The following is a 21,676-nucleotide window of genomic DNA, read 5'->3' as shown; positions in this document are numbered from 1 at the left end:
GCCTGTCAATCTAGGTTGACAGGAGGGCTCCGTCAACCCTGGTTGACACTCCGGATGCGCAAAAGGCGGGCCCGGGAAGCCCGGGCCCGCCACATGCCGAGGGGAGGGGTCAGTTGGTGAGCACGACCTTGCCGAACAGCTCGCCCGACGCCATCTTCTCGAAGCCCTCGCGGGCCCGGTCCATGGGAAGGACCTCGTCGATGACGGGGCGGACACCGGTGGCGGCGCAGAACGAGAGCAGGTCCTCCAGCTCGTCCTTGGTGCCCATGGTCGAGCCGACGACCTTGAGCTCCAGGAAGAAGATCCGGGTGAGTTCGGCGTGGGAGGGCCGGTCACCGCTGGTGGCACCGGAGATGACGACGGTGCCGCCGGGACGGAGCGACTTGATGGAGTGGGACCAGGTGGCGGCGCCGACGGTCTCGATGACGGCGTCGACCCGCTGCGGCAGCCGGGCTCCGGGCTCGACGGCCTCCACGGCACCGAGTTCCAGGGCGCGCTTGCGCTTGGCCTCGTCCCGGCTGGTGGCGAAGACCCGCAGACCGGCGGCCTTGCCGAGGACGATCGCGGCGGTGGCGACGCCTCCCCCGGCACCTTGGACGAGGACCGAGTCACCGGGACGGACACCGGCGTTGGTGAAGAGCATCCGGTAGGCCGTCAACCACGCGGTCGGCAGACAGGCGGCCTCGGCGAAGGACAGCTCCTTCGGCTTGGGCAGGATGTTCCAGGTGGGCACGGCGACCTGTTCGGCGAAGGTGCCCTGGTAGTGCTCGGTGAGGATGGAGCGGGGCTCCTTGGGACCCACGCCATGGCCGCTCTGGCCGATGACGGAGTGCAGGACGACCTCGTTGCCGTCCTGGTCGACACCGGCGGCGTCGCAACCGAGGATCATCGGCAGCTTGTCCTCCGCGAGGCCGACGCCGCGCAGGGACCAGAGGTCGTGATGGTTGAGGGAGGCGGCCTTGACGTCGACGACACTCCAGCCGGGACGAGCCACGGGAGCGGGCCGCTCCCCCAACTCAAGTCCGCTGAGCGGCTGGTCGCGGTCGATTCGGGCGGCGTAGACGGCGAACATGACCTTGACGATAGGCCCGCACCCCCAACTCCGAAACCGCCATCCCCTGTGACACACATCCTCTTGCCTCAACCCCCACCCACCCGCAGCGAGCTACGCGGCCCGACCACCTCCGGAGGGGACGGGCAGGGGCGGCGGGGGCGAGACGCCACGGCGAGGGCGGGCAGCCGTAGAGCTGCCGCCCTGCGCGCCGACCACCCACCCGGCCCAACTCCCGGGTAAAGAATTGACCCCGGCCGGAAAACCCGGCCGGGGTCACCTCGACTACCGCACAACGCCTCAGCGTCGAGCCACACCCTCCGCCCGAGCCGCCGCGGCGACCGCCGCCGTGACCGCCGGAGCGACCCGCTCGTCGAAGGGGGACGGGATGACATAGTCCGCCGCGAGATCGTCACCGACCACCGACGCCAGCGCCTCCGCCGCCGCGATCTTCATCCCCTCCGTGATCCGGGAGGCCCGCACCTGCAGGGCACCCGCGAAGATCCCGGGGAAGGCGAGGACGTTGTTGATCTGGTTCGGGAAGTCCGACCGCCCGGTCGCCACGACCGCCGCGTACTTGTGCGCGACCTCGGGATGCACCTCCGGGTTCGGGTTGGCCATCGCGAACACGAAGGCACCCTCCGCCATGGAGGCGACCGCGGACTCCGCGACCGTACCGCCGGAGACGCCGATGAAGACGTCGGCGCCGGACAGGGCGTCCTCCAGGGACCCCGACAGCCCGGCCTTGTTCGTGAACCCGGCCACCTCGCGCTTGACGTCCGTCAGATCCGTACGGTCCGCCGAGATGATGCCCTTGCGGTCGGCCAGCGCCACATCCCCGATCCCGGCCTCGACCAGCATCTTGGCGATGGCGACACCGGCCGCCCCGGCGCCGGAGATGACCGCCCGCAGCTGCCCGATCTCCCGCCCGCTCAGCCGCGCGGCGTTCCGCAGCGCGGCCAGCGTCACGACCGCCGTACCGTGCTGGTCGTCGTGGAAGATCGGAATGTCCAGCCGCTCCTGGAGTCTGCGCTCGATCTCGAAGCACCGCGGCGCCGAGATGTCCTCCAGGTTCACACCCCCGAAGGAGGGCGCGAGGCGCACCACGGTCTCGACGATCTCGTCGACCCCGGTGCAGTCCAGCGCGATCGGCACCGCGTCCACGCCGCCGAACTGCTTGAACAGAATCGCCTTGCCCTCCATCACGGGGAGGGAGGCTTCGGGGCCGATGTCCCCGAGGCCCAGCACGGCCGTACCGTCCGTCACGACGGCGACGACCGACGACTTCCAGGTGTAGTCGTGGACGAGCTCCGGCTGCTCGGCGATGGCGGTGCACACTTTCGCCACGCCGGGTGTGTACGCCAGGGACAGGTCGTCCTTGTCGCGGAGCGGCACGGTGGCTTGCACTGCCATCTTGCCGCCGCGGTGCAGCGCGAACGCGGGATCGAAGGAATCGAGGGGCTCGGCCCCTCCGTCCTGACCCGTATCGCTGTCGCTGCGAGGATTGACGATCTCCGCTGCCACTTTGTCTGACCCCTTAAGTATTCATGGTTTGAGGGTGGCCACTCCCAGGTGAGGGGTGGGCGGGCACCGCGCACGGCCCAGTTACCGGTACGTACGGTCAACTGCGGGCGTATACGCGACGGGCGCGCCGCACACGCGCCCTGAGCCCCGGATGAGGGGTGTAAAGCACCTTCTTACCGGACGGACGGCGTCGGGGACGAGTCCAATTGGTGCAAGCTCACATGGCGGAACGAAGAACGATCATCGATCACCGCTCAGCGGTGACATGAATCATGCGATGTCATACGGACAAGTAGCCGATCCCCCTTGACGGGCACCCGATTCACGCTCAAGCGCGACGGGGCGGAGCCGCCCGGTTCATCCGCATCCTGAGACGTGCCGAAGATCTTCCGGCCGGAAGGGGAGATTCCCGCAGAAGGTGCGGTCATGTTGTACCGACCTGGTGGGGTTCGGGGGTAACCCGTTATCCGATTTTGACATAGCTGGCCCACTGAATCGCTTAGTCCGAATGGCAAGATGCCGTAATCACACGAGGTCGCGACACTCGAAGACGTGTGCTCTCGTCGACCCATCGGCAACTCCACCCATCCGCCGGAGGAACCCACCATGACCGCAAGCACCACCCGTCGTACGACCGCCACGCGCTCTCGGCTGGCAGCGGTCGCCTCGATCGCGGTCGCAGGCGCCCTGATTCTCACCGGCTGCGGTGACCAGACCGACAGCGGCAGCGACAACTCGGAGTCCACGGAGACCGGGAACTCCAGCACCGCGCCGCTCTTCGCCAAGCTGCCCAAGAAGATCCAGGACGCGGGCGAGATCCAGGTCGGCACCAACGCCGAATACGCCCCCATGGAGTTCCAGGAGGGCGGCAAGATCGTCGGTGTCGACCCCGACATCGCCGCCGCGCTCGGCGAGAAGCTGGGCGTGGACTTCAAGTTCACCTCCGGCTCCTTCGACGGCCTGATCACCTCGCTGAACACGGGCCGCTACGACATCGCCATGTCGTCCATCACGGACAACAAGCAGCGCCAGGAGGGCCTGGACGACAAGGGCAAGAAGCTCGGCCCGGGTGTCGACTTCGTGGACTACTTCGTGGCCGGTACGGCGGTGTACGTCCAGAAGGGCAACCCGAAGAACATCAACTCGATCGAGGACCTCTGCGGCCAGACCGCGGCCGTCCAGCGCGGCACCACGTACGAGCAAGCGCTGAAGGACCAGTCCAAGAAGTGCACGGACGCCGGTGAGAAGGCCGTCAAGATCGAGTCCTTCGAGAACGACACCGAGGCCCAGACCCGAGTGAAGTCGGGCGGCGCCGTCGCGGGCGTCAACGACTACCCGGTCGCCATCGACCTGGCCCGCAAGGCCGACGACGGCAACGCCTTCGAGGTCGTCGGCGAGCAGGTCGACGCCGGTCCGTTCGGCATCGCGGTGAACAAGGACAACAAGCAGCTCACCGCGGCGCTGGAAGAGGCCGTCAACGCCATCATCGAGGACGGCACCTACATGGAGATCCTCAAGAAGTGGGGCGCCGAGACGGGCGCGATCGACGAGGCCGCCGTCAACGGCGGCAAGTGACCGTCCCGAGCACCACTGAAGGGCAGTCACCGTGACTGACAAGTTCGACAAGGAGCCGGCCGACGCCAAGCCGTCGGCCGCGGTCTCCAAGGAGGGCTCGGCCCTCCCGCCCGAGGCGATCAAGGCGATCCCGGTCCGCCACTACGGCCGCTGGATCAGCGGTGTGGTCGTGCTGGCCCTGGTGGCCCTGCTGATCAACGCGTTCGCCAGCGCCGAGAAGATCCAGTGGGACACCGTCGGCGACTTCGTCTTCGACTCCACGGTCCTCGCGGGCGCCGGCCGCACCCTGCTGATCAGCGTCCTGGCGATGATCATGGGCGTGGTCCTCGGCGTGATCCTCGCCGTCATGCGGCTCTCGAAGAACCCGGTGACGAGCTGGGTGGCCTGGGTCTACATCTGGTTCTTCCGCGGTACGCCGGTCTACGTCCAGCTGCTGCTCTGGTTCAACCTGGCGCTGATCTTCCCGACGCTGAACCTCGGTCCGATCTACAAGGACGAGATGGTCCAGGTCATGACCCCGTTCATGGCCGCCCTGCTGGGCCTCGGCCTGAACGAGGCCGCCTACATGGCGGAGATCTGCCGCGCCGGTCTGATGGCCGTCGACGAGGGCCAGACCGAGGCCTCGCACGCGCTCGGCATGAGCCACGCCAAGACCCTGCGCCGGATCGTGATCCCGCAGGCGATGCGGGTGATCGTGCCGCCGACCGGCAACGAGTTCATCAACATGCTGAAGACCTCGTCGCTGGTGTACGCGGTGACGTACAACGAACTGCTGCGCGCCACCTCCACGATCGGTTCCACCAGTTACGCCGTGATGGAGATGCTGTTCGTGGCGTGCATCTGGTACCTGGTCATGACCAGCGTGTTCAGCGTCTTCCAGTACTACCTGGAGCGCCGCTACGCCCGCGGTTCGCTGCGTCAGCTGCCGCCGACGCCGTGGCAGAAGGTCAAGGCGAACATGCTCGGTCTCGGCCGCGAAAGGGGTGCGTCGGCATGACCGCCATGGTGAAGGCCGAAGGCGTCCACAAGTCCTTCGGCGCCGTCAAGGTCCTTGAGGGCATCGACCTGGAGGTGCAGACGGGCGAGGTGTTCTGCCTCATCGGCCCGTCCGGCTCCGGCAAGTCGACGTTCCTGCGGTGCATCAACCACCTGGAGAAGATCAACGCCGGCCGGCTGTACGTCGACGGCGAGCTGGTCGGCTATCGCCAGAAGGGTGACAAGCTGTACGAGCTCAAGGACAGCGAGGTCGCGCTGCAGCGCCGGGACATCGGCATGGTGTTCCAGCGGTTCAACCTGTTCCCGCACATGACGGCCGTCGAGAACGTCATGGAGGCGCCGGTCCAGGTCAAGGGCGTGAGCAAGGCCCAGGCCAGGGAGCGGGCGCGGGAGCTGCTGGAGAAGGTCGGTCTCGGCGACAAGGCCGGGAACTACCCCACGCAGCTCTCCGGCGGTCAGCAGCAGCGAGTGGCCATCGCCCGGGCGCTGGCCATGGAGCCGAAGCTGATGCTGTTCGACGAGCCGACCTCGGCGCTCGACCCGGAGCTGGTCGGTGACGTCCTCGACGTCATGCGCGACCTGGCCGAGTCCGGCATGACGATGGTCGTCGTCACCCACGAGATGGGCTTCGCCCGCGAGGTGGGCGACAACCTCGTCTTCATGGACGGCGGTGTGGTGGTCGAGTCCGGCAACCCGCGCGACGTCCTGACGGACCCGCAGCACGAGCGGACGAAGGCGTTCCTGTCGAAGGTGCTGTGACGTCTCCCGCTGTGACGTCACACTGAAGAAGGGGCGGTACGGGATTCCCGTACCGCCCCTTCTCGCTGGTACGGCCTTCGTGCCGCTACGGCCGCAGCTCCGGCTTCAGCGCCAGTTCGCGCAGTTGCTCGCGCGTGATCGGGTACTTCTTCAGCAGCGGGCCCGGGGAGCCCGTGCCGAGATAGCCGGTGATGTCGCGCAGCCGCAGCAGGCTGCCGCCCTCCAGCCGCAGGCTCGCCTCCACGCTCGGCCCCCAGACGGACAGCTGTGAGCCGTCGGGCAGTCGCTCCGTCTCACAGTTCCTCATGGACGGGCTTTCCCCGGTGAGCGCGCAGGGGTCGGGCGCGGTCCCCTTCTTCCGCGCGTCCTCCGCGGTGTAGCCCCGCACGGTGAGGTACCCGACGCCCCCGTCCCGCTCGACGGCATAGTCACCGTCGTACGCCCCACGTCCTCGGGCAGTTCGGCCTCCGGCGCCAGCTTGACCAGCCGCATCAGCGACACCTCCGCGACGTCCCCGATCCCGTCCGGCAGCAGCGCGGTGAACCCGGGTGCGGGCGTGCCGCCGCCCGTCGGCGCCGCCGCCGCGACGCGCTCTCCCCCGCCCTCGGGCAGCACCCCGGCGCCCAGCACGAGCCCGCCCGCGACCACGGCGGCCAGCGCGCCGGTCGCCGCCGCGTGTCGCCGCCGGCGCAGACGCGCGGCCCGCGCGAAGACGGCCTCAGCGCCCCGGCCGGCCGGCACCGGCACCTGGTCGACGGCCCGGCCGAGCAGTTCCCGGACGGACTGGTTGTCGTTCATACGTGTTCCTCCCGCACCGCAGCCCTCAGCGCCGCGAGTCCCCTGGCCGTGTGGCTCTTGACCGTGCTCTCCCGCATCCCGAGCAGTTCCGCGGTGGCCGCCACGCTGAGGTCCTCCCAGTAGCGCAGCACCAGCACCGCCCGCTGCTTGGGCGCGAGCCCCGCGAGAGCGGCCCGCACCATCAGTCCGGTGTCGCTGTCCACCAACCGCTCGGGCACGTCCGGCAGTTCGCCGTACGCGTGCTCGCGGCGCCAGAACCGGCGGCGGCCCGAGATGAACGTGTTGACCAGCGTCCTGCGCGCATAGGCGTCGAGGTTGTCGAGCCGCCGGTGTCTGCGCGCGCCGAGGACGACTTTGACGAGCGTCGTCTGGACGAGGTCCTCCGCCTCGTCGCGGTTGCCGCACGCAGACAGGCTCCCCCACTCTCGGCTTCGCTCGAGCGGGGGCACCCCCAGCGGAACAGCGCCGTACGTCTGCCCTCGACGAAGGCGTGCAGAGCCGCTTCCGCACCCCGCGTCATCCCCCACCCCATTCCGGTTGCCTGCGGACCGTCTCACCTCTTCCAGTGCGGTGGGAGGCGGCCCAGGACGCAGCAGAGGCGGTACGAATTTCTCGTACCGCCTCTGGCAGGGAGACCGGGGCCTACTTCAGTGCGAGCACCAAGGTGTCCGAGGGTGAGCACCACACCGGGCGGGTCTCCGCGAAGCCCTGCTCGCGCAGCACGCGCGCGTGCCACTGCGCGGACGGTGCGTCCCCGTCGGCGTGCTCGCCGTAGATCTCGAAGCGGCGGGCGGTCGGGGCGGCGAGGACGGGGTCGTTCGCGGCGACCTGCCACCACTCGGCCCAGTCCAGGGCGCCGTCGCTCCTGGCCCGGTCCATGCGCGCGTGCCGCAGTTCGCGCTCGGCGGCGTTGATCCGGGGCGTGGTCTCGTCGATCATGTGGTCCGCGTTCATGAAGACACCGCCGTCGCGGACCAGCCCCGCGACCTGACCGTAGAGGGCCGCGAGGGGTTCGCTGTGCAGCCAGTGCAGGGCAGTAGCGGTCAGTACGGCGTCGTAGGTGTCGTACGGCAGCTTCGCCGCCCAGTCCGGGTCCTTGAGGTCGGCGGTGACGAAGCCGGCCCGCTCGTCGCCCGCGAAAGTGCCCTCGGCGATGGCGAGGAGCGCCGGGTCGAGGTCGACGCCGGTGCTGGTGGCGCCGGGCAGCCGGGTGAGCAGCCGGGCGGTGATGGAGCCGGTGCCGCAGGCCAGGTCGAGCACCCGGGGCGCGGGCCCGACGAGCGCCTCCACCATGTCCAGCATGATCCGGAAGCGCTCCTCCCGGTCGGGCATGTACCACTCCTGCTGCCGGTCCCAGCTCTCCTGCCAGGCCTGCCAGTCGGTTCCGGTACTGGTCGTCATGGGAGCCCCCTCTTCGGACGTACGCGTAATACCCTGGAAGCACGATCAGCTGTTACCCCGACCGCACCACGACCATAGAACGCCTCCGTAAGGACTACAAGTGGAACTGGCCTATTACTCGGACTACGCCGTACGTCTCGTCAACAGCGAGGACCCGGCCCGGGGCAAGGACTCGCTGACGTCGGTGGAGGCCATCCGCGACCTGTTCGGCGCGAACCAGTCGGCGGCCCGGCGCGCGACGGACGCGGACGTCACCCGCTTCCGCTCGGTGCGGGCCCGGCTGCGCGCGGTCTTCGAGGCGGCCGACGGCGGCGACGAGACGCTCTCCGTGGACCTGCTGAACTCACTGCTGCTGGAGTTCCCGGTCAGCCCGCAGATCTCCGGGCACGACCACAGGGACGACGACGGGCGCCCGCTGTGGCACATGCACCTCGCGGACCATCCCTCGAACGTGACCGCGGGCTACGCGGCCATCGCGGCGATGGGCCTCGCCTTCCATCTGACCGAGTTCGGCGTGGACCGGCTCGGTCTGTGCGAGGCAGCGCCGTGCCGCAACGCCTACCTCGACACCTCGACCAACCGGTCCCGGCGCTACTGCTCCGACCGCTGTGCCACCCGCGCGAACGTGGCCGCCTACCGCGCCCGCAAGCGCCTGGAGGCGGACCGGTCGGAGAGCACCGGCCGGACGGCGGACAGCGCCCAGAGCGCCAGCGCGAACGGCGAGCGCTGAGCCGCCTTGCGCGGCCGGAACCGGGCCCGCACCCGGCCGAGCACCAACTCCGCCGGGACCGTGCCGTAGTCGGTGCTGTCCCCGCCCGCGTACGCGTTGTCCCCGAGCACCCACCAGCCGCCCTCGCGGCGCTCCGCCGCGCGCTTGACGACCAGCAGGTCCTGCTGGAACGGATGACGCAGAACGACCACGTCACCGGGCCGGATCCGGGCCCCGTAGTGCACGAGCAGCCGGTCCCCGTGGTTGAGCGTGGGCACCATCGACGGCCCGGTCACCTCGGCCGGCCCGAAGGGCAGCAACGGCCGCCCGCGTTCGGTCTCCTGCGACAGTTCCGGCATCACCGGCACCTCCCCGGTCCTATCCTCCACCAGTCTCAGTCTGACCCTGGACTTTTGTCCTAAGCCCATGGGGGCACTCGCGAAAACGCGTCCCGCAGGGAGTAATGTCCCACCTGAGAAGACGATCACGAGGAAGGAATGCTCCATGCTTTCCCGCCTGTTTGCCCCCAAGGTGAAGGTCAGCGCGCACTGCGACCTGCCCTGCGGCGTGTACGACCCTGCCCAGGCCCGCATCGAGGCGGAGTCGGTCAAGGCCGTGCAGGACAAGATGGCCGCCAACGACGACCCGCACTTCCAGGCCCGTGCGACCGTCATCAAGGAGCAGCGCGCCGAGCTCGCCAAGCACCACGTGTCGGTCCTGTGGAGCGACTACTTCAAGCCCCCGCACTTCGAGAAGTACCCGGAGCTGCACCAGCTGGTCAACGACGCCCTCAAGGCCCTCTCGGCCGCCAAGGCGTCCACCGACCCGGCGACCGGTCAGAAGGCCCTGGACTACATCGCCCAGATCGACAAGATCTTCTGGGAGACCAAGAAGGCCTGACGAACTTCCGAAGGGGCCCGGCCGTTCACCGGCCGGGCCCCTTTCGGCTTCTGTCATCCTGGACCGGTGAACACCGAGGACCTGGTCCGGCTGCGCCGGGCGCGCGACCGCATGGACCGCGAGTACACCGAGCCTCTCGACGTCACGGCGCTCGCCCGGACCGCGCTGATGTCCCCGGGCCATTTCCAGCGCAGCTTCCGCGAGGCGTACGGCGAGACTCCGTACGGCTATCTCATGACGCGCCGCATCGAGCGCGCCAAGGCACTGCTCCGGCGCGGCGACCTGTCCGTCACCGAGGTCTGCATGGCCGTGGGCTGCACCTCGCTCGGCTCCTTCAGCTCCCGCTTCACCGAACTGGTCGGTGAGACGCCGAGCGCCTACCGGGCCCGCTCGCACGAGGACAGCGCGACGATCCCGCCGTGCGTGACCCGCCGGTTCACCCGGCCGAGACGCTCGTAGCGGCCTAGCCTGCTGCCATGGACATCAAGCTCAAGAACTGTTTCCTCGCTGTCGACGACCACGACAAGGCGATCGCCTTCTACCGGGATGTCCTCGGCATGGAGGTCCGCAACGACGTCGGGTTCGAGGGCATGCGCTGGGTGACCGTCGGTTCGCCGCTCCAGCCCGACGTGGACGTGGTGCTGGAGCCGCCCGGCGCGGACCCCGACATCTCCCCCGCCGACCGGGAGGCGATGGCCCGCCTGCTGGCCAAGGGTGTGCTGCGCGGGGTCAACTTCACCACCGACGACTGCGACGCCCTGTTCGCCCGGGTGCGGGAAGCCGGCGCCGACGTCATCCAGGAGCCGATGGACCAGCCGTACGGCGTGCGCGACTGCGCGTTCCGGGACCCGGCCGGGAACATGCTGCGGTTCATGGAACCGAACAGTTGAACAAGACAGTTGAACAAGGCAATTGATCTACGATCGCGTCCATGAGCATCCGCTGGACGTACGCCTTCGTCGACCGGCCCGCCGCCGGCTTCGGCCTCGCCGGTGACTTCTGGACCGCCGTCACGGGCACCCGGCTCTCCGAACTCCGAGGAGATCAGGGCGAGTTCGTGACCCTGCTGCCCGAGTCGGGCGACGCCTGCGTCAAGGTCCAGGGCGTGGCGCACGGGCCGGGCGGCGCTCATCTCGACTTCTCCGTCGAGGACATCGCGGGCTTCGTGCAGGGGGCGCTGCGGACCGGGGCTGACCTGGTCGCCGACCACGGGGACTGGGCCGTACTGCGCTCGCCGGCCGGGCAGTTGTTCTGCGCGGTCCCGTGGCACGGGGAGTCCCGCCGCCCGCCGGTCGTCCACGGCTCCCGCCTCGACCAGGTCTGCCTCGACCTCCCGCCGTCCTCCTACGACGCCGAAGTCGCCTTCTGGACGGCCCTGTTGCCCGAGTGGGGGTCCCGCCCCGGTTCGCGCCCGGAGTTCCATGTGCTGCGCCCGCCGGCCGGACTTCCGATCCGCATCCTGCTCCAGCGGCTCGGCGAGGAGCGTCCCGGCTCGGCTCATCTGGACCTGGCCTGCGCGGACATCGACGCCACCGGCGCCGAACACGAGCGGCTCGGTGCCACGCCGGTGCACCGCGGCGCCCACTGGCGCGTACTGCGCGACCCGGCGGGCGGTCTGTACTGCCTGACGGGGCGGGACCCGGAGACGGGCGGGCTGCCGGCCTAGCGGGCCCTGGTGTAGGCGCAGAGCACGACCATCCCGTCGTCGCGGGGCGTGGGCGTCACCCCGGGTCCCGGGCAGTCGGAGTCGTCGTAGTGCTCGGGGTGCGGCTCCGACCGCTGCCGCTGTTGCGGCCGCTCGGGCTCCCCGGCGTCCTGGAGCCACAGCGTCAGCCCGCCCGCGACGGTCACCGTGGCCGCCCATGCGACCACTGTCCCTCGCCATAACCGGCGCCGTTGCATGCGATCGATCCCTTCTCAGTGGGCGGGTGTGTGGAGGATGCCGTTGATCAGGACGTCCACGCCCCAGGTGTCGCGGTCGCCCGGGGAGAGCAGCGGGCCCCGCAGTGCGGTGACCATCGGGTAGCGGTCGGCGGGGAGGGCGGCATAGCGGCGGTCGGCCGCGGCGACCGTGGCCTCCTCGCCCGCCGGCTTCCTGTCGTAGGTGCTCTGTTCGGCCGCCGCAGCCGCGATGTGGAGGTAGAGCAGGTCCACGGCCCAGGCGGCGGTGGTGTCGTCGAGGCCGCCCTCCTTGAGCAGCGCGAGCAGGCGGTCGACGACCAGCAGGGCGTTGTCGCCGGTCGGGATGGCGCCGAGGGCGACCTGGGCGAGCCCTTCATGCCGGCTCATGGCCTCGACCGCGGCGCCGACCAGGGCGTGGAGCCGGTCGCGCCAGCCCGCCTCGGCGGGCAACGGGGTCCGCGGGACGGGGGCCAGGGCCTCGTCGAGCATGGCCGCCATCAGGTCGTCGCGGTGGGCGACGTAGACGTAGAGCGAGGCCGGGCCGGTGTCGAGTTCCTTCGCGACGCGGCGCATGGTCAGGGCGTCCAGACCGTCGCGGTCCAGGATGTCCAGGCCGGTACGGACGATGACGTCGCGACTGAGGGGCGCCTTGGCGGGCCGTGCGCGGCGGCTGACCGGTTGCGTGCTCATGGGGGAAGCCTAGCCGTCGGGCGAACGCCGTTTGACACGAACAGCGTTCGTTCCCTACGATCGATGACGAACGTCGTTCGTAACGTACATCGTTCGTCGTTCGCCATTCGTCGTTCGCATCAGTCGTAGCGACACCTCAACAGGGGGAAGCAAAGCCATGTTCTTGATCACCGGCGCCCGGGGCGCCGTGGCCACCCAGCTCACCGACCTGCTCCACCGCGACGGCCTGCCCGTCCGGCTCGGCTCCGCGCGGCCCGAGGGCCTCGCCCCGCCCGACGGCGTCGAGACCGTACGCCTCGACCTCACCGACCCGACCGGTTTCCCCGCCGCCCTGACCGGCGTCCGCTCGGTCTTCCTCTACGCCCGCCCCGAGCGCATCGCCGATTTCATCGCCCAGGCACGCACGGCCGGAGTCGAGCACGTCGTACTGCTCTCCTCGGCGAGCGTGCTCGGCCCCGACGCGGAGAACGACCCGCTGGCCAAGTCACATCTGGACGTGGAACACGCCCTGCTCGCCTCGCCGTTGACCACCACGATCCTGCGGCCGGGCGCCTTCGCCGCCAACGCCGCGTCCTGGGCCCGGCCCATCGGAGCGGGACAGCCGATCAGCCTCCCCTACCCCGGCGCCCACAGCGACCCCCTCCACGAGAAGGACGTCGCCGAGGCCGCCCACGCGGTCCTGACCGACCCTCGCCACCGCGGCGGCCACTACACGCTCTCCGGGCCGGAGTCGCTGACCTTCGCCCAGCAGATCGACCTGCTCGCCGCGGCCCTGGGCCGTCCCATCACCGTCCGCCGGGTCACCCGGGCGCAGTGGAAGGAGGAGATGGCCGACTACCTCCCCGGCCCTTACGCGGACGCCCTCCTGAACTGGTGGGAGTCCAACGACTCCAAGCCCGTCCCGCTCACCGAGGCCGTGGCGGAGCTCACCGGCCACCCCGCCCGCCCCTTCACCGCCTGGGCCGCCGACCACCTCGCCGACTTCGGCTGACCGTGCCTCACTTCCAGGGCTCCACCCCGACCACCGCGTCCACCGGGATCGGCCCGTACACATGCGGGAACTCCTCGCCGCCGGGCTCGGCCGCCTCGTAGCGGACGGGTGCCGTGAGGCGGGCGGGGTCGATGACCAGGACCACGAGGTCGGTCAGGTCCGCGAAGAAGGCCGCCGCGATGCGCGGGAGTTGGGTGCGCGTCGAGCAGTGAATGAACCCCTCCTGCTGAAGGGTTCTGCCGCGCGTCGAGATCTCGTACGTGCCCTCGGCGCGGGCCGCGTCCCACTGGGACCGCTGGGTGATGTGCAGGATGGGGTCGGTCATGCGTTCACGTTACGGGCCGAGCCGCGCCGCCCGCCTCCGCAGATAGCGCTGCTCGGGCAGGCTCATGGTCTGCTCGGCCGCCGACTGGTAAGCGGCCCGCGCCTCCTCGTAGGCCCCGGCCCGTTCCAGCAGGTGTCCCCGCACGGCATCCCTGCGGTGCCCCAACTCGCCTTCCAATGCGTCCACTTCGGCCAGCCCCGCGGCGGGCCCGCGCACCATGGCGACGGCGACCGCGCGGTTCAGGCGCTCGACGGGACCGGGGACGAGCCGCACCAGCACGTCGTACAGGCCGAGGATCTCCTGCCAGTCCGTGGCGTCCGCGTCGGCCGCCTCGTCGTGTACGGCGGCGATGGCGGCGCGCAGTTGGTAGGGGCCGGCGGGGCCGGTGCGCAGGGCGTGGGTGATCAGGGCGACGCCCTCCTCGATCGCGGCCTTGTCCCAGCGGTCGCGGTCCTGTTCGTCGAGGGGCACCAGATCGCCGTGCGGTCCGGTGCGGGCGTCGCGGCGGGCGTCGGTGAGGAGCATCAGGGCGAGCAGCCCGGTCACCTCGCCGACGTCCGGGAGCAGCCGGTGGACCATACGGGCGAGCCGGATCGCCTCGCCGGCCAGTTCGCGCCGCTGGAGGCTCGCGCCGGAGGTCGCCGTATAGCCCTCGTTGAAGACCAGGTAGAGGGTGTGCAGCACGGCGGGGAGCCGGTCGGCCCAGTTGTCGGGGCGGCCGAAGCTCACCCCGCGCACCTTCTGCTTGGCCCGGCTGATCCGCTGGGCCATGGTCGCCTCGGGCACCAGACAGGCGCGGGCGATTTCCGCCGTGGTCAGACCGCCGACCGCGCGCAGGGTGAGCGCGATCTGGGCGGGCGGGGTCAGTTCGGGGTGGCAGCACAGGAACAGCACGGAGAGCGAGTCGTCCTCGCGGGGCGCCCGGTCCGCGCCGGAGGCCAGGCGCTCCCCGAGGGCCAGCGCCTTCTCCTCCCGCGCCCGCCGGGCGTCCTCCGCCCGCAGCGCGTCCACCAGCCGCCGCGAGGCCACCTTGATCAGCCACCCGCGCGGATTGTCCGGCACCCCGGCCGAGGGCCACTGCCCGGCCGCGGCGAGCAGCGCCTCCTGTACGGCGTCCTCGGCGGTGTCGAAATGGCCGTACCGGCGCACGAGCGCACCGAGGACCTGCGGCGCGTTGGCGCGCAGCAGGTCCTCGACGGTGTCGCCCACGGGGTTCAGACGTCCCCCGCGTCCTCGCCGATGGCCCGGATCACCACGGGGTAGCACGGTGCGCCCGCGGGCTGGGGGCACTCAAGGACCCGGGCGGCGATCTCGGTGACCCGTTCCAGGCTCGCGCAGTCCAGGACCCAGTAGCCGGCCAGCAGCTCCTTGGTCTCGCCGTACGGGCCATCGGTGATGACGGGCTTGCCGTCCGCGCCGAGGTCGACGTGCCGGGTGCGGGCGGGCTCGGTGAGGCCCTGGGCGTCGACCAGTTCGCCGCTCTCGGCGAGGTCGTCGTTGAGTGCGCCCATGAAGGCGAACATCGCCTGGATGTCCTGCTCGGTCCAGACCGCCGGCGAGCTCTCGGACGGATTGCCCTGCATGGCCTCGTAGTCCGCCTGGCTGCCCTGCACCATGACCAGATACTTCATGACCGACTCCTTCGTCTCGTACCGCCCGTCCGGGCGGCTCTCACAGGGGACGTCGGAGCCGGGGACGCGTTCTCGACATGGTCGGCACGACGTTTCCGGGGAATCGCTCGCTCGCGTTCTCAGGGACCGCTCGCGGCGGGTTCCTCGGGCTCCTCCCGGCGGTGGGGCTCCTCCTGACGCTCGGAGTCCTCCTGACGCTCGGAGTCCTCCTGGCGCTCGGGCTGCCGCTCGGGCTCGGGCTGCCGCAGGGGCTGATGCGGGGGACGGCGCCGGTGATGGTGGTGGTGCTCCTGTGGCACCTCCTCGGCGCCTTCCACGACGAACGCCTCGCAGTGCGGGTTCCGGCACGGGCCGGCCACCCAGCGCGGTACCCACGCGCCCAGCGTCTTATGACGCCGGACGACCGTATCGACGGACTGTCCGCAGACGGGACAGGCGTGTTCTTCGCTGCCCATGTCCCCAGGGTAGGCCGGTCAGCGCTTCCGTGCGTAGGTGCGGACCAGCACTCCGTTACCGAACGTGCGGATCCCCTCCAGGGTGAAGTCGGTGACGGCGAACCCGGTGCCGAACATCGGCATGCCCGCGCCGTACACCTGCGGGTAGGTCTTGATGACCAGTTCGTCGATCTCGTCGAGCAGTTCACCCGCGACCTGGGAACCGCCGCAGAGCCAGATGCCGAGGTCGCTCTCCTCCGCCTTCAGCTCGCGGATCCGGCCGACCAGGTCGTCCTCGATGACGGTGACGTTCGGGTCCTTCGAGGATTCGAGGGAGCGCGAGGCGACGTACTCGCGCAGATGCCCGTACGGGCTGGTGACGCCGATGTCGAGGGCGAGCTGGTAGCTGCCGCGGCCCTGGATCACCGTGTCGAAGTGGAGGTTCTCGGCGTCCTTCAGGCCGAGCTGTTCGCGGCCCTGGGTGGCGACGGTCTCCGGCCAGGCGGAGCCGAGGTAGCCGAGGAACTCCTCGTCCAGATAGGCGAACATCGAGGTGGCGTCGCCGTTCGGGTCGCCGATGAAGCCGTCGATGGAGCAGGCGACGAAGTACGTGAGCTTTCGCAAGCCGGTCTCTTTCCGTAGGCTGAGCTGTGAACAACTCCAGTTGTAGTACTTCGACTGTAGTGGTTGCAAGTCTATTCCGGGATCGATCTGAAGTGGGAGAGGAGATTCCGCATTGGCCAGGAATCCGGAGCGCCGGGCCGCGCTCGTGGACGCCGGCGCGGAGGTGCTGGCGCGGGAAGGGGCGCGCGGGCTGACGTTCCGCGCGGTGGACACCGAGGCGGGGGTACCAGTGGGCACCGCCTCCAACTACTTCACCGGCCGCGACGACCTGCTCCGCCAGATCGACGCCCGGCTGCACACCCGGCTCGCGCCCGACCCCGCGGTCATCGCCGAACTGCTGGCGCGTCCCAGGGACCGGGCGCTGGTCACGGCGTTCATGCACGACCTGATGGGCCGGGCGACCCGTGACCGCACCGGCTATCTGGCCCTGCTGGAGATGCGTCTGGAGGCCACCCGCCGACCCGAACTGCGCGACTCCTACACCAAGTCCGTGCGCGGTGATCTGACCGAGGGCATGGACTTCCACCGGAACGCCGGACTCCCCGGCGGCGACGAGACCGTCACGGTGCTCTATCTCGCCATGCTCGGCCTGATCCTCGAGCACCTGACCCTGCCGGGGGTGCTGGACGGAGTGCTGCCGGGGGTGAGCGTTCCGGAGGAGCTGATCGAACGGATCGTGCGGACGGTGGTGCCGGAGACCTAGGGCCTGATCCAGACGACAGGCCCTAGCCCTGGCGGGCGGCCCCGGGTTCGCGCCACATCGGGAACATCTGCGGGCCGTCGGGCAGGTCGAGGGGGGTACCGAGGAGCTCGAAGCCGAGGCGCTCGTACAGCGTCCGGCTGCGGGCGCTGCTCGCCTCCAGGTACGCGGGGACGCCCTCGCCGTCACAGCGGTCGAGCACGGAGCCGATGAGCGCGCCGCCGAGCCCCTCACCCTGCCGGCCGGGCCGGACGCCGATCATCCACAGGTACTCATGGGCCCGGTCGGTGGGGTGGATCCCGGCGGTGAGCCGGCCGATCAGCTCGACCCGCTCGTTCGCCGGATCGACGGCCTGCCGCACCAGTGCGGGCCCGTCGTCGTCGCCGTCGTGCTCCCCGGCGGGCGTCGGCATCCACAGCGCGCAGGCCGAGCCGTCCTCGGTCAGGTCGATCCGCCCCGCGTCGAGCACGGTGTCGGTGAAGGCCGCCATCAGACGGTGATGGGTCGCCCGGCGGTACTCGGCACCGGGAAAGACCCAGCCGCTGACCGGATCGTCCTGGAACGCCTCGTCCAACAGCCCCACCACCAGCTCCCGATCCGCCCCGTCGGCCGCCCGGATCACCACACCCATGTCCCCGCCCCTTCGTCTCAATCGACCTTGATCGTATGGCGGTTGGGGCGCGCGGGGTGTGGCCTGTCGAATGTTGTCGGGATTCGGTGCGCGTGACGTGACGCCACCGAGGCAGCCAGGCGGGCGGCCGGGTGAACGAGCGGGCCCCGCACACCGTGGGGATGTGCGGGACCCGTCTGGCCGGAGCCGGTGGCCGTGCGGGGTCAGGAGCCGCGCGGCCACCGGTCCGGGGTCTAGGTGGTGCGCCGGGTGACGAACTCGGCCAGGGCCAGCAGGCCGCCCGCCGACTCCGGCTCGGGCACCGCGCGGGCCAGCTCCTGCATGGCGCGGGCCATCCGGTCGGCGGCCTGGACCTGCGCCCAGTCCCGCCCGCCCGCCCGCTCCACCGCCAGCGCGGTACGCGCGGTCTCCTCCTCCGCCGCCATCCCGCCCTTGCCGTACGGCACTTCGTACAGCGAGGCCAGCTCCGCCGCCGCCGGGGTGCCGGAGGTGAGCGCGGCGACGACCGGCAGCGACTTCTTGCGGGCGGCGAGGTCCGCGCCGGCCGGCTTGCCGGTGCGCCGCGGGTCGCCCCATATGCCGATCACGTCGTCGATCAGCTGGAACGCGAGCCCGGCCTCCCGGCCGAAGGCGTCCATCGCCTCGACGTCCTCCCGCCCGGCACCCGCGTACAGCGCGCCGAGGGCGCAGGCGCAGCCCAGCAGCGCTCCCGTCTTGGCCTCGGCCATGGCGAGCGCCTCGTCGAGGCCGACCTCGCCGCAGGCCCGCTTCTCCAGGGCGGTGTCCGCGTGCTGTCCCTCGCACAGTTCGACGACACAGGCGGCGAGCCGGGCGGCGGCCGCGGTGGACGCCGGATGCGGGTCCTCGGCGAGCAGCCGCAGGGCGAGCGCCTGGAGGGCGTCCCCGGCGAGGATCGCGTCGGCGTCACCGAACACGGTCCACGCGGTGGGCCGGTGCCGTCTGGTGGTGTCCCGGTCCATCACGTCGTCGTGCAGCAGCGTGAAGTTGTGCACCAGCTCCACCGCCGCCGCGGCCCGTACGGCGGCCTTGCGGGCCGGGGATCCGCCGAGCGCCTCGGCCGCGGTGAGGACGAGCGCGGGACGGATCGCCTTGCCTGCGTTGCCCGTCGCGGGGCTGCCGTCCGCGTGCTGCCAGCCGAAGTGGTAGAGCGCGGTCCGGCGCATGGCACCCGGCAACGAGTCGATGGCAGACCGCAGTTCGGGGTCGACGGACCCACGCGCGCGCTCCAGGATCGCCATCGCCTCCTGCCCGTCGAGCGGACCCGCTCCGGCGTGTGTCTGGGTCCCGATGGGCCTCCGCCTTTCACGCGTCTCGGTCGGTCGCCGTACCCCGAGGATGTACCCGCCCCGGAGGGCGGGGACACCGGTTGCCGGGGGCTGGATCACCGCCAGCGCCCGATCTCGACGTTCTCCAGCACGCCGAGCGCGTCGGGCACGAGGACCGCGGCCGAGTAGTAGGCGGTCACGAGGTACTTGATGATCGCCTGCTCGTTGATGCCCATGAACCGCACCGACAGGCTCGGCTCGATCTCGTCCGGGATGCCGGCCTGCTGGAGCCCGATGACGCCCTGCTCGGCCTCGCCGGTACGCATGGCGATGATCGAGGTCGTACGGGCCTCGGTGACCGGGATCTTGTTGCAGGGGAAGATCGGCACACCGCGCCAGGTGGGCAGGCGGTTGCCGGCCATCTCGATGGATTCGGGGACGAGTCCGCGCTTGTTGAGCTCACGGCCGAAGGCGGAGATCGCGCGCGGGTGGGCGAGGAACAGCTTGGTGCCGCGCCGCCTGCTGAGCAGTTCGTCCAGGTCGTCGGGGCTGGGCACACCGTCGTGCGGCTGGATCCGCTGGTCGTACTCGCAGTTGTTGAGCAGGCCGAACTCGCGGTTGTTGATGAGCTCGTGCTCCTGGCGCTCCTTGAGCGCCTCGACGGTCAGCCGGAGTTGCTGCTCGGTCTGGTTCATCGGCTGGTTGTAGAGGTCGGCCACGCGGGAGTGGATGCGCAGCACGGTCTGGGCGATGCTCAGTTCGTACTCGCGGGGGCGGGCCTCGTAGTCGACGAAGGTGTTCGGGATGTCCGGCTCGCCGCTGTGGCCGGCGGCGAGTTCGATCTCCTTCTCGCCGTACTTGTTGGCGCGCTGCGCGGGGATCGAGCGCTGCGCCTGGAGGTGCTCGCGCAGCGAGTCGGCTCGCTCCGCGACCTGTTCGACGTCCTGGCGGGGCAAGACGAGGAGGGTGCAGCCGGTGACCGCGCGGACGGTGTGCTCCCAGATGGCGTCCTCGGAGAGCAGGGCGTGGTCGCCGAGGTAGGCGCCGTCCGCCAGCACCCCGAGGGACTCGTCGTCGCCGTAAGGGCCGGTGCCGATCTGCTCCACCCGGCCGTGCGCCAGCAGATAGACCTCGTCGGCGGGGCTGCCGAAGGAGGCGAGCACCTCGCCCGCGGCGAGCTCGCGCTGCTGACAGCGCTGGGCGAGCTCGGCGAGCACGTCAAGGTCCTCATAAGTGCGCAGCGCGGGCAGTTCGCCCAGCTCCGCGGGGATGACCTCGACCCGGTCACCGGTCTTCACGAAGGTGACACGGCCGTCCCCCACGGCGTAGCTCAGGCGGCGGTTGACCCGGTAAGTGCCGCCCTGCACGTTCACCCACGGCAGCATGCGCAGCAGCCAGCGCGAGCTGATCTCCTGCATCTGGGGTGCGGACTTGGTCGTGGTGGCCAGGTTCCGCGCGGCGGCAGTGCCGAGGCTCTGCTGCGGCCTGCCATCGTCAGTGCGGATCTCTTCGCCTACCGACATAAGGAATTGCCCTCCCGGTCATGCACCGACGCCGATATGCGCCGGGCATCGATTCGCAGGACCAAGCCTTCCTCACGGAGAGTGCCGGTGCTATTACACGAAAGAGCGGGAATGGATCACGGACGGTTGGGCACATGGGTCACTTCCGCCCCCGGCGCTGATTCCGCTTGTTGTCCAGAATGGCTCGCACGCCGTACGAACGGCTGGTTAGCGATCTTCCGGTTTTGGCGGGAGGGTCCCTGGTTCGGCTACGGCCGCGCCCACCACGCCAGCCCGGGCGACGACGACGCGCTCCGGGCGACAATGGCACGGTGACCAGCCTCGACGACCTTCGCCCCCGGCTTCCCTCGCCGCTCGACGAGGTCGTCGACGACCGGTTCGCCCGCTACGGGATCCGCCTGCTGCTCAAGCGCGACGATCTGATCCACCCGGAGCTGATCGGCAACAAGTGGCGCAAACTCGCGCCGAACCTCACCGCGGCGGCGGGCCGGACCGTCCTCACCTTCGGCGGGGCGTACTCCAACCATCTGCGCGCCACGGCCGCTGCCGGGCGCCTTCTCGGCCTCCCCACCGTCGGCGTGGTCCGGGGCCAGGAGCTGGCGGACCGTCCGCTCAACCCCTCCCTCGCCCGCTGCACGGCCGACGGCATGCGACTGCACTTCATCGACAGATCGACGTATCGACGCAAGTCCGAGGCGGAGACCTTGGCGGCGATCCTGCGCGCGGCGGGCGCCGAGGAGGCGTACGTCGTCCCGGAAGGCGGCAGCAACGCCCGCGCCGTGCTCGGCTGCCGGGCCCTCGGCCAGGAGCTCCGGGGCCGCGCCGACCTCGTCGCCCTCGCCTGCGGCACCGGCGGCACCCTCGCGGGCCTCGCCGCGGGCCTCGCCCCCGACCAGCGCGCGCTCGGCGTCCCCGTCCTGAAGGGCGGCTTCCTGACGGACGGGATACGGGCCCTGCAACACGACGCCTTCGGCGGCCCCCGCGGCACCTGGACCCTCGACGACCGCTTCCACTGCGGCGGCTACGCCCGCACCACCCCCGAACTGGAAGCCTTCGCCACCGACTTCGAGCGGCGCCACGCCGTACCGCTGGAGCGGCTGTATGTCGCCAAGCTGCTGTACGGCCTGGTCACCCTGGCCGAGGAGGGCGCCTTCCCGCGCGGCACGACGATCGCGGCGGTCGTCACCGGCCGCCCGTTCCCGTAGGCCGCGCCGTCCGCCAGGCCG

At 70.6% G+C, this 21,676-nt stretch carries 27 protein-coding genes and 1 pseudogene; 11 read left to right on the top strand and 17 right to left on the bottom strand.

The genetic code is table 11. The features are described from left to right. Nucleotides 1–109: 109 nt before the first annotated feature. Together STRCI_RS27315 and STRCI_RS27310 are read right to left on the bottom strand one after the other, a co-directional pair. Nucleotides 110–1,072, bottom strand: a complete 963-nt coding sequence (locus STRCI_RS27315) for a zinc-binding dehydrogenase (RefSeq protein WP_269661615.1) — start codon at nucleotides 1,070–1,072, stop codon at nucleotides 110–112. A 279-nt stretch (nucleotides 1,073–1,351) separates the two neighbouring features. Beyond that, complete coding sequence (locus STRCI_RS27310; RefSeq protein ID WP_269661614.1) at nucleotides 1,352–2,575, bottom strand: NAD(P)-dependent malic enzyme; 1,224 nt, start codon at nucleotides 2,573–2,575, stop codon at nucleotides 1,352–1,354. Nucleotides 2,576–3,181: 606 nt separating this feature from the next. On the opposite strand from STRCI_RS27310, the gene STRCI_RS27305 reads away from it, so the two are divergent. The 3 genes from STRCI_RS27305 to STRCI_RS27295 are packed head-to-tail and all read left to right on the top strand — an operon-like array spanning nucleotide 3,182 to nucleotide 5,905. Then, on the top strand, nucleotides 3,182–4,150 hold the full coding sequence (locus STRCI_RS27305; protein WP_269661613.1) for an ABC transporter substrate-binding protein: 969 nt from the start codon (nucleotides 3,182–3,184) through the stop codon (nucleotides 4,148–4,150). A 31-nt stretch (nucleotides 4,151–4,181) separates the two neighbouring features. Then, entirely contained in the window at nucleotides 4,182–5,147 is a 966-nt protein-coding gene (locus STRCI_RS27300; RefSeq protein ID WP_269661612.1) for an amino acid ABC transporter permease, read from the top strand. Then, nucleotides 5,144–5,905, top strand: coding sequence for an amino acid ABC transporter ATP-binding protein (locus tag STRCI_RS27295; protein ID WP_269661611.1), 762 nt, complete (start codon nucleotides 5,144–5,146; stop codon nucleotides 5,903–5,905). The genes STRCI_RS27300 and STRCI_RS27295 overlap by 4 nt, the downstream gene beginning before the upstream one ends. 85 nt (nucleotides 5,906–5,990) lie before the next feature. Here the strand turns inward: STRCI_RS27295 and STRCI_RS27290 are convergent, their stop codons facing one another. From STRCI_RS27290 to STRCI_RS27275, 4 genes and pseudogenes are all read right to left on the bottom strand, one after another. Next, the gene (locus STRCI_RS27290) at nucleotides 5,991–6,212 is read right to left on the bottom strand and encodes a hypothetical protein (protein ID WP_269661610.1); all 222 of its coding nucleotides are present in this window, start codon (nucleotides 6,210–6,212) and stop codon (nucleotides 5,991–5,993) included. Beyond that, nucleotides 6,209–6,703 carry a hypothetical protein gene (locus STRCI_RS27285; protein ID WP_269661609.1) on the bottom strand — a complete coding sequence of 165 codons (495 nt, stop codon included), beginning with the start codon at nucleotides 6,701–6,703 and terminating at the stop codon, nucleotides 6,209–6,211. The genes STRCI_RS27290 and STRCI_RS27285 overlap by 4 nt, the downstream gene beginning before the upstream one ends. Beyond that, a pseudogene (locus tag STRCI_RS27280) lies at nucleotides 6,700–7,223 on the bottom strand (sigma-70 family RNA polymerase sigma factor). Before STRCI_RS27280 ends, STRCI_RS27285 begins: the two are co-directional and overlap by 4 nt. Before the next feature lie 122 nt (nucleotides 7,224–7,345). After that, nucleotides 7,346–8,104 carry a class I SAM-dependent methyltransferase gene (locus STRCI_RS27275; RefSeq protein WP_269661608.1) on the bottom strand — a complete coding sequence of 253 codons (759 nt, stop codon included), beginning with the start codon at nucleotides 8,102–8,104 and terminating at the stop codon, nucleotides 7,346–7,348. Between the two features lie 100 nt (nucleotides 8,105–8,204). On the opposite strand from STRCI_RS27275, the gene STRCI_RS27270 reads away from it, so the two are divergent. Next, nucleotides 8,205–8,834, top strand: coding sequence for a CGNR zinc finger domain-containing protein (locus tag STRCI_RS27270; protein WP_269661607.1), 630 nt, complete (start codon nucleotides 8,205–8,207; stop codon nucleotides 8,832–8,834). Here the strand turns inward: STRCI_RS27270 and sodX are convergent. Further along, nucleotides 8,738–9,172: a nickel-type superoxide dismutase maturation protease gene (gene sodX / locus STRCI_RS27265; protein WP_269664659.1), complete on the bottom strand. Its 435-nt coding sequence runs from the start codon at nucleotides 9,170–9,172 to the stop codon at nucleotides 8,738–8,740. The two genes, STRCI_RS27270 and sodX, sit on opposite strands and share 97 nt — an antisense overlap. A gap of 145 nt (nucleotides 9,173–9,317) precedes the next feature. Between sodX and sodN the strand changes: the two genes are divergently transcribed. The 4 genes from sodN to STRCI_RS27245 all read left to right on the top strand — a co-directional run bounded on the left by sodN (nucleotide 9,318) and on the right by STRCI_RS27245 (nucleotide 11,379). Beyond that, entirely contained in the window at nucleotides 9,318–9,713 is a 396-nt protein-coding gene (gene sodN / locus STRCI_RS27260) for a superoxide dismutase, Ni (protein WP_005480378.1), read from the top strand. 66 nt (nucleotides 9,714–9,779) lie between these two features. Beyond that, nucleotides 9,780–10,172, top strand: a complete 393-nt coding sequence (locus STRCI_RS27255) for a helix-turn-helix transcriptional regulator (RefSeq protein ID WP_269661606.1) — start codon at nucleotides 9,780–9,782, stop codon at nucleotides 10,170–10,172. 17 nt (nucleotides 10,173–10,189) lie between these two features. Then, nucleotides 10,190–10,603: a VOC family protein gene (locus STRCI_RS27250; protein WP_269661605.1), complete on the top strand. Its 414-nt coding sequence runs from the start codon at nucleotides 10,190–10,192 to the stop codon at nucleotides 10,601–10,603. A gap of 41 nt (nucleotides 10,604–10,644) precedes the next feature. Beyond that, a complete protein-coding gene (locus STRCI_RS27245) occupies nucleotides 10,645–11,379 on the top strand; it encodes a VOC family protein (RefSeq protein WP_269661604.1) in 735 nt (244 codons plus the stop codon). Here the strand turns inward: STRCI_RS27245 and STRCI_RS27240 are convergent. After that, a complete protein-coding gene (locus tag STRCI_RS27240) occupies nucleotides 11,376–11,585 on the bottom strand; it encodes a hypothetical protein (protein ID WP_269661603.1) in 210 nt (69 codons plus the stop codon). The two genes, STRCI_RS27245 and STRCI_RS27240, sit on opposite strands and share 4 nt — an antisense overlap. Nucleotides 11,586–11,630: 45 nt before the next feature. Continuing rightward, the gene (locus STRCI_RS27235) at nucleotides 11,631–12,305 is read right to left on the bottom strand and encodes a TetR/AcrR family transcriptional regulator (protein ID WP_269661602.1); all 675 of its coding nucleotides are present in this window, start codon (nucleotides 12,303–12,305) and stop codon (nucleotides 11,631–11,633) included. Nucleotides 12,306–12,462: 157 nt separating this feature from the next. On the opposite strand from STRCI_RS27235, the gene STRCI_RS27230 reads away from it, so the two are divergent. Then, complete coding sequence (locus STRCI_RS27230; RefSeq protein ID WP_269661601.1) at nucleotides 12,463–13,296, top strand: SDR family oxidoreductase; 834 nt, start codon at nucleotides 12,463–12,465, stop codon at nucleotides 13,294–13,296. Between the two features lie 7 nt (nucleotides 13,297–13,303). On the opposite strand, the gene STRCI_RS27225 is transcribed toward STRCI_RS27230, so the two are convergent. From STRCI_RS27225 to STRCI_RS27205, 5 genes are all read right to left on the bottom strand, one after another. Then, nucleotides 13,304–13,621: a DUF952 domain-containing protein gene (locus STRCI_RS27225; RefSeq protein WP_269661600.1), complete on the bottom strand. Its 318-nt coding sequence runs from the start codon at nucleotides 13,619–13,621 to the stop codon at nucleotides 13,304–13,306. 9 nt (nucleotides 13,622–13,630) lie between these two features. Then, nucleotides 13,631–14,830: an RNA polymerase sigma factor gene (locus STRCI_RS27220; RefSeq protein WP_269661599.1), complete on the bottom strand. Its 1,200-nt coding sequence runs from the start codon at nucleotides 14,828–14,830 to the stop codon at nucleotides 13,631–13,633. A gap of 5 nt (nucleotides 14,831–14,835) precedes the next feature. After that, nucleotides 14,836–15,252 (bottom strand): YciI family protein, encoded by a 417-nt coding sequence (locus tag STRCI_RS27215; protein ID WP_269661598.1) that lies wholly within the window; start codon nucleotides 15,250–15,252, stop codon nucleotides 14,836–14,838. A 119-nt stretch (nucleotides 15,253–15,371) separates the two neighbouring features. Next, on the bottom strand, nucleotides 15,372–15,707 hold the full coding sequence (locus tag STRCI_RS27210) for a hypothetical protein (protein WP_269661597.1): 336 nt from the start codon (nucleotides 15,705–15,707) through the stop codon (nucleotides 15,372–15,374). An 18-nt stretch (nucleotides 15,708–15,725) separates the two neighbouring features. Further along, entirely contained in the window at nucleotides 15,726–16,310 is a 585-nt protein-coding gene (locus STRCI_RS27205) for a dihydrofolate reductase family protein (RefSeq protein ID WP_269661596.1), read from the bottom strand. Between the two features lie 112 nt (nucleotides 16,311–16,422). On the opposite strand from STRCI_RS27205, the gene STRCI_RS27200 reads away from it, so the two are divergent. Next, complete coding sequence (locus STRCI_RS27200) at nucleotides 16,423–17,013, top strand: TetR/AcrR family transcriptional regulator (protein WP_269661595.1); 591 nt, start codon at nucleotides 16,423–16,425, stop codon at nucleotides 17,011–17,013. Nucleotides 17,014–17,035: 22 nt separating this feature from the next. Here the strand turns inward: STRCI_RS27200 and STRCI_RS27195 are convergent, their stop codons facing one another. The 3 genes from STRCI_RS27195 to STRCI_RS27185 all read right to left on the bottom strand — a co-directional run bounded on the left by STRCI_RS27195 (nucleotide 17,036) and on the right by STRCI_RS27185 (nucleotide 20,450). After that, on the bottom strand, nucleotides 17,036–17,641 hold the full coding sequence (locus STRCI_RS27195) for a GNAT family N-acetyltransferase (protein ID WP_269661594.1): 606 nt from the start codon (nucleotides 17,639–17,641) through the stop codon (nucleotides 17,036–17,038). A 233-nt stretch (nucleotides 17,642–17,874) separates the two neighbouring features. Further along, nucleotides 17,875–18,951: a family 2 encapsulin nanocompartment cargo protein polyprenyl transferase gene (locus STRCI_RS27190; protein ID WP_269664658.1), complete on the bottom strand. Its 1,077-nt coding sequence runs from the start codon at nucleotides 18,949–18,951 to the stop codon at nucleotides 17,875–17,877. A 92-nt stretch (nucleotides 18,952–19,043) separates the two neighbouring features. Further along, a complete protein-coding gene (locus tag STRCI_RS27185) occupies nucleotides 19,044–20,450 on the bottom strand; it encodes a family 2B encapsulin nanocompartment shell protein (RefSeq protein WP_269661593.1) in 1,407 nt (468 codons plus the stop codon). A 311-nt stretch (nucleotides 20,451–20,761) separates the two neighbouring features. On the opposite strand from STRCI_RS27185, the gene STRCI_RS27180 reads away from it, so the two are divergent. Next, nucleotides 20,762–21,655 carry a 1-aminocyclopropane-1-carboxylate deaminase/D-cysteine desulfhydrase gene (locus tag STRCI_RS27180; protein WP_269661592.1) on the top strand — a complete coding sequence of 298 codons (894 nt, stop codon included), beginning with the start codon at nucleotides 20,762–20,764 and terminating at the stop codon, nucleotides 21,653–21,655. Nucleotides 21,656–21,676: the final 21 nt, after the last annotated feature.

Origin of the sequence: Streptomyces cinnabarinus (genome assembly GCF_027270315.1) — a bacterium.
In the GTDB taxonomy this organism is placed as follows: Bacteria; Actinomycetota; Actinomycetes; order Streptomycetales; family Streptomycetaceae; genus Streptomyces; species Streptomyces cinnabarinus.
This window is presented reverse-complemented; position numbering and strand designations above follow the sequence as displayed.

Bases quoted from the DNA above. Each gene is read 5' to 3' on its own strand.
- STRCI_RS27235 (WP_269661602.1), bottom strand. From the start codon at position 12,305: ATGAGCACGCAACCGGTCAGCCGCCGCGCACGGCCCGCCAAGGCGCCC.
- STRCI_RS27305 (WP_269661613.1), top strand. From the start codon at position 3,182: ATGACCGCAAGCACCACCCGTCGTACGACCGCCACGCGCTCTCGGCTG.
- STRCI_RS27230 (WP_269661601.1), top strand. From the start codon at position 12,463: ATGTTCTTGATCACCGGCGCCCGGGGCGCCGTGGCCACCCAGCTCACC.
- STRCI_RS27295 (WP_269661611.1), top strand. From the start codon at position 5,144: ATGACCGCCATGGTGAAGGCCGAAGGCGTCCACAAGTCCTTCGGCGCC.
- STRCI_RS27195 (WP_269661594.1), bottom strand. From the start codon at position 17,641: ATGGGTGTGGTGATCCGGGCGGCCGACGGGGCGGATCGGGAGCTGGTG.
- sodX (WP_269664659.1), bottom strand. From the start codon at position 9,172: ATGCCGGAACTGTCGCAGGAGACCGAACGCGGGCGGCCGTTGCTGCCC.
- STRCI_RS27315 (WP_269661615.1), bottom strand. From the start codon at position 1,072: ATGTTCGCCGTCTACGCCGCCCGAATCGACCGCGACCAGCCGCTCAGC.
- STRCI_RS27210 (WP_269661597.1), bottom strand. From the start codon at position 15,707: ATGGGCAGCGAAGAACACGCCTGTCCCGTCTGCGGACAGTCCGTCGAT.
- STRCI_RS27285 (WP_269661609.1), bottom strand. From the start codon at position 6,703: ATGAACGACAACCAGTCCGTCCGGGAACTGCTCGGCCGGGCCGTCGAC.
- STRCI_RS27215 (WP_269661598.1), bottom strand. From the start codon at position 15,252: ATGAAGTATCTGGTCATGGTGCAGGGCAGCCAGGCGGACTACGAGGCC.
- STRCI_RS27245 (WP_269661604.1), top strand. From the start codon at position 10,645: ATGAGCATCCGCTGGACGTACGCCTTCGTCGACCGGCCCGCCGCCGGC.
- STRCI_RS27225 (WP_269661600.1), bottom strand. From the start codon at position 13,621: ATGACCGACCCCATCCTGCACATCACCCAGCGGTCCCAGTGGGACGCG.
- STRCI_RS27250 (WP_269661605.1), top strand. From the start codon at position 10,190: ATGGACATCAAGCTCAAGAACTGTTTCCTCGCTGTCGACGACCACGAC.
- STRCI_RS27290 (WP_269661610.1), bottom strand. From the start codon at position 6,212: ATGAGGAACTGTGAGACGGAGCGACTGCCCGACGGCTCACAGCTGTCC.
- STRCI_RS27275 (WP_269661608.1), bottom strand. From the start codon at position 8,104: ATGACGACCAGTACCGGAACCGACTGGCAGGCCTGGCAGGAGAGCTGG.
- sodN (WP_005480378.1), top strand. From the start codon at position 9,318: ATGCTTTCCCGCCTGTTTGCCCCCAAGGTGAAGGTCAGCGCGCACTGC.
- STRCI_RS27185 (WP_269661593.1), bottom strand. From the start codon at position 20,450: ATGTCGGTAGGCGAAGAGATCCGCACTGACGATGGCAGGCCGCAGCAG.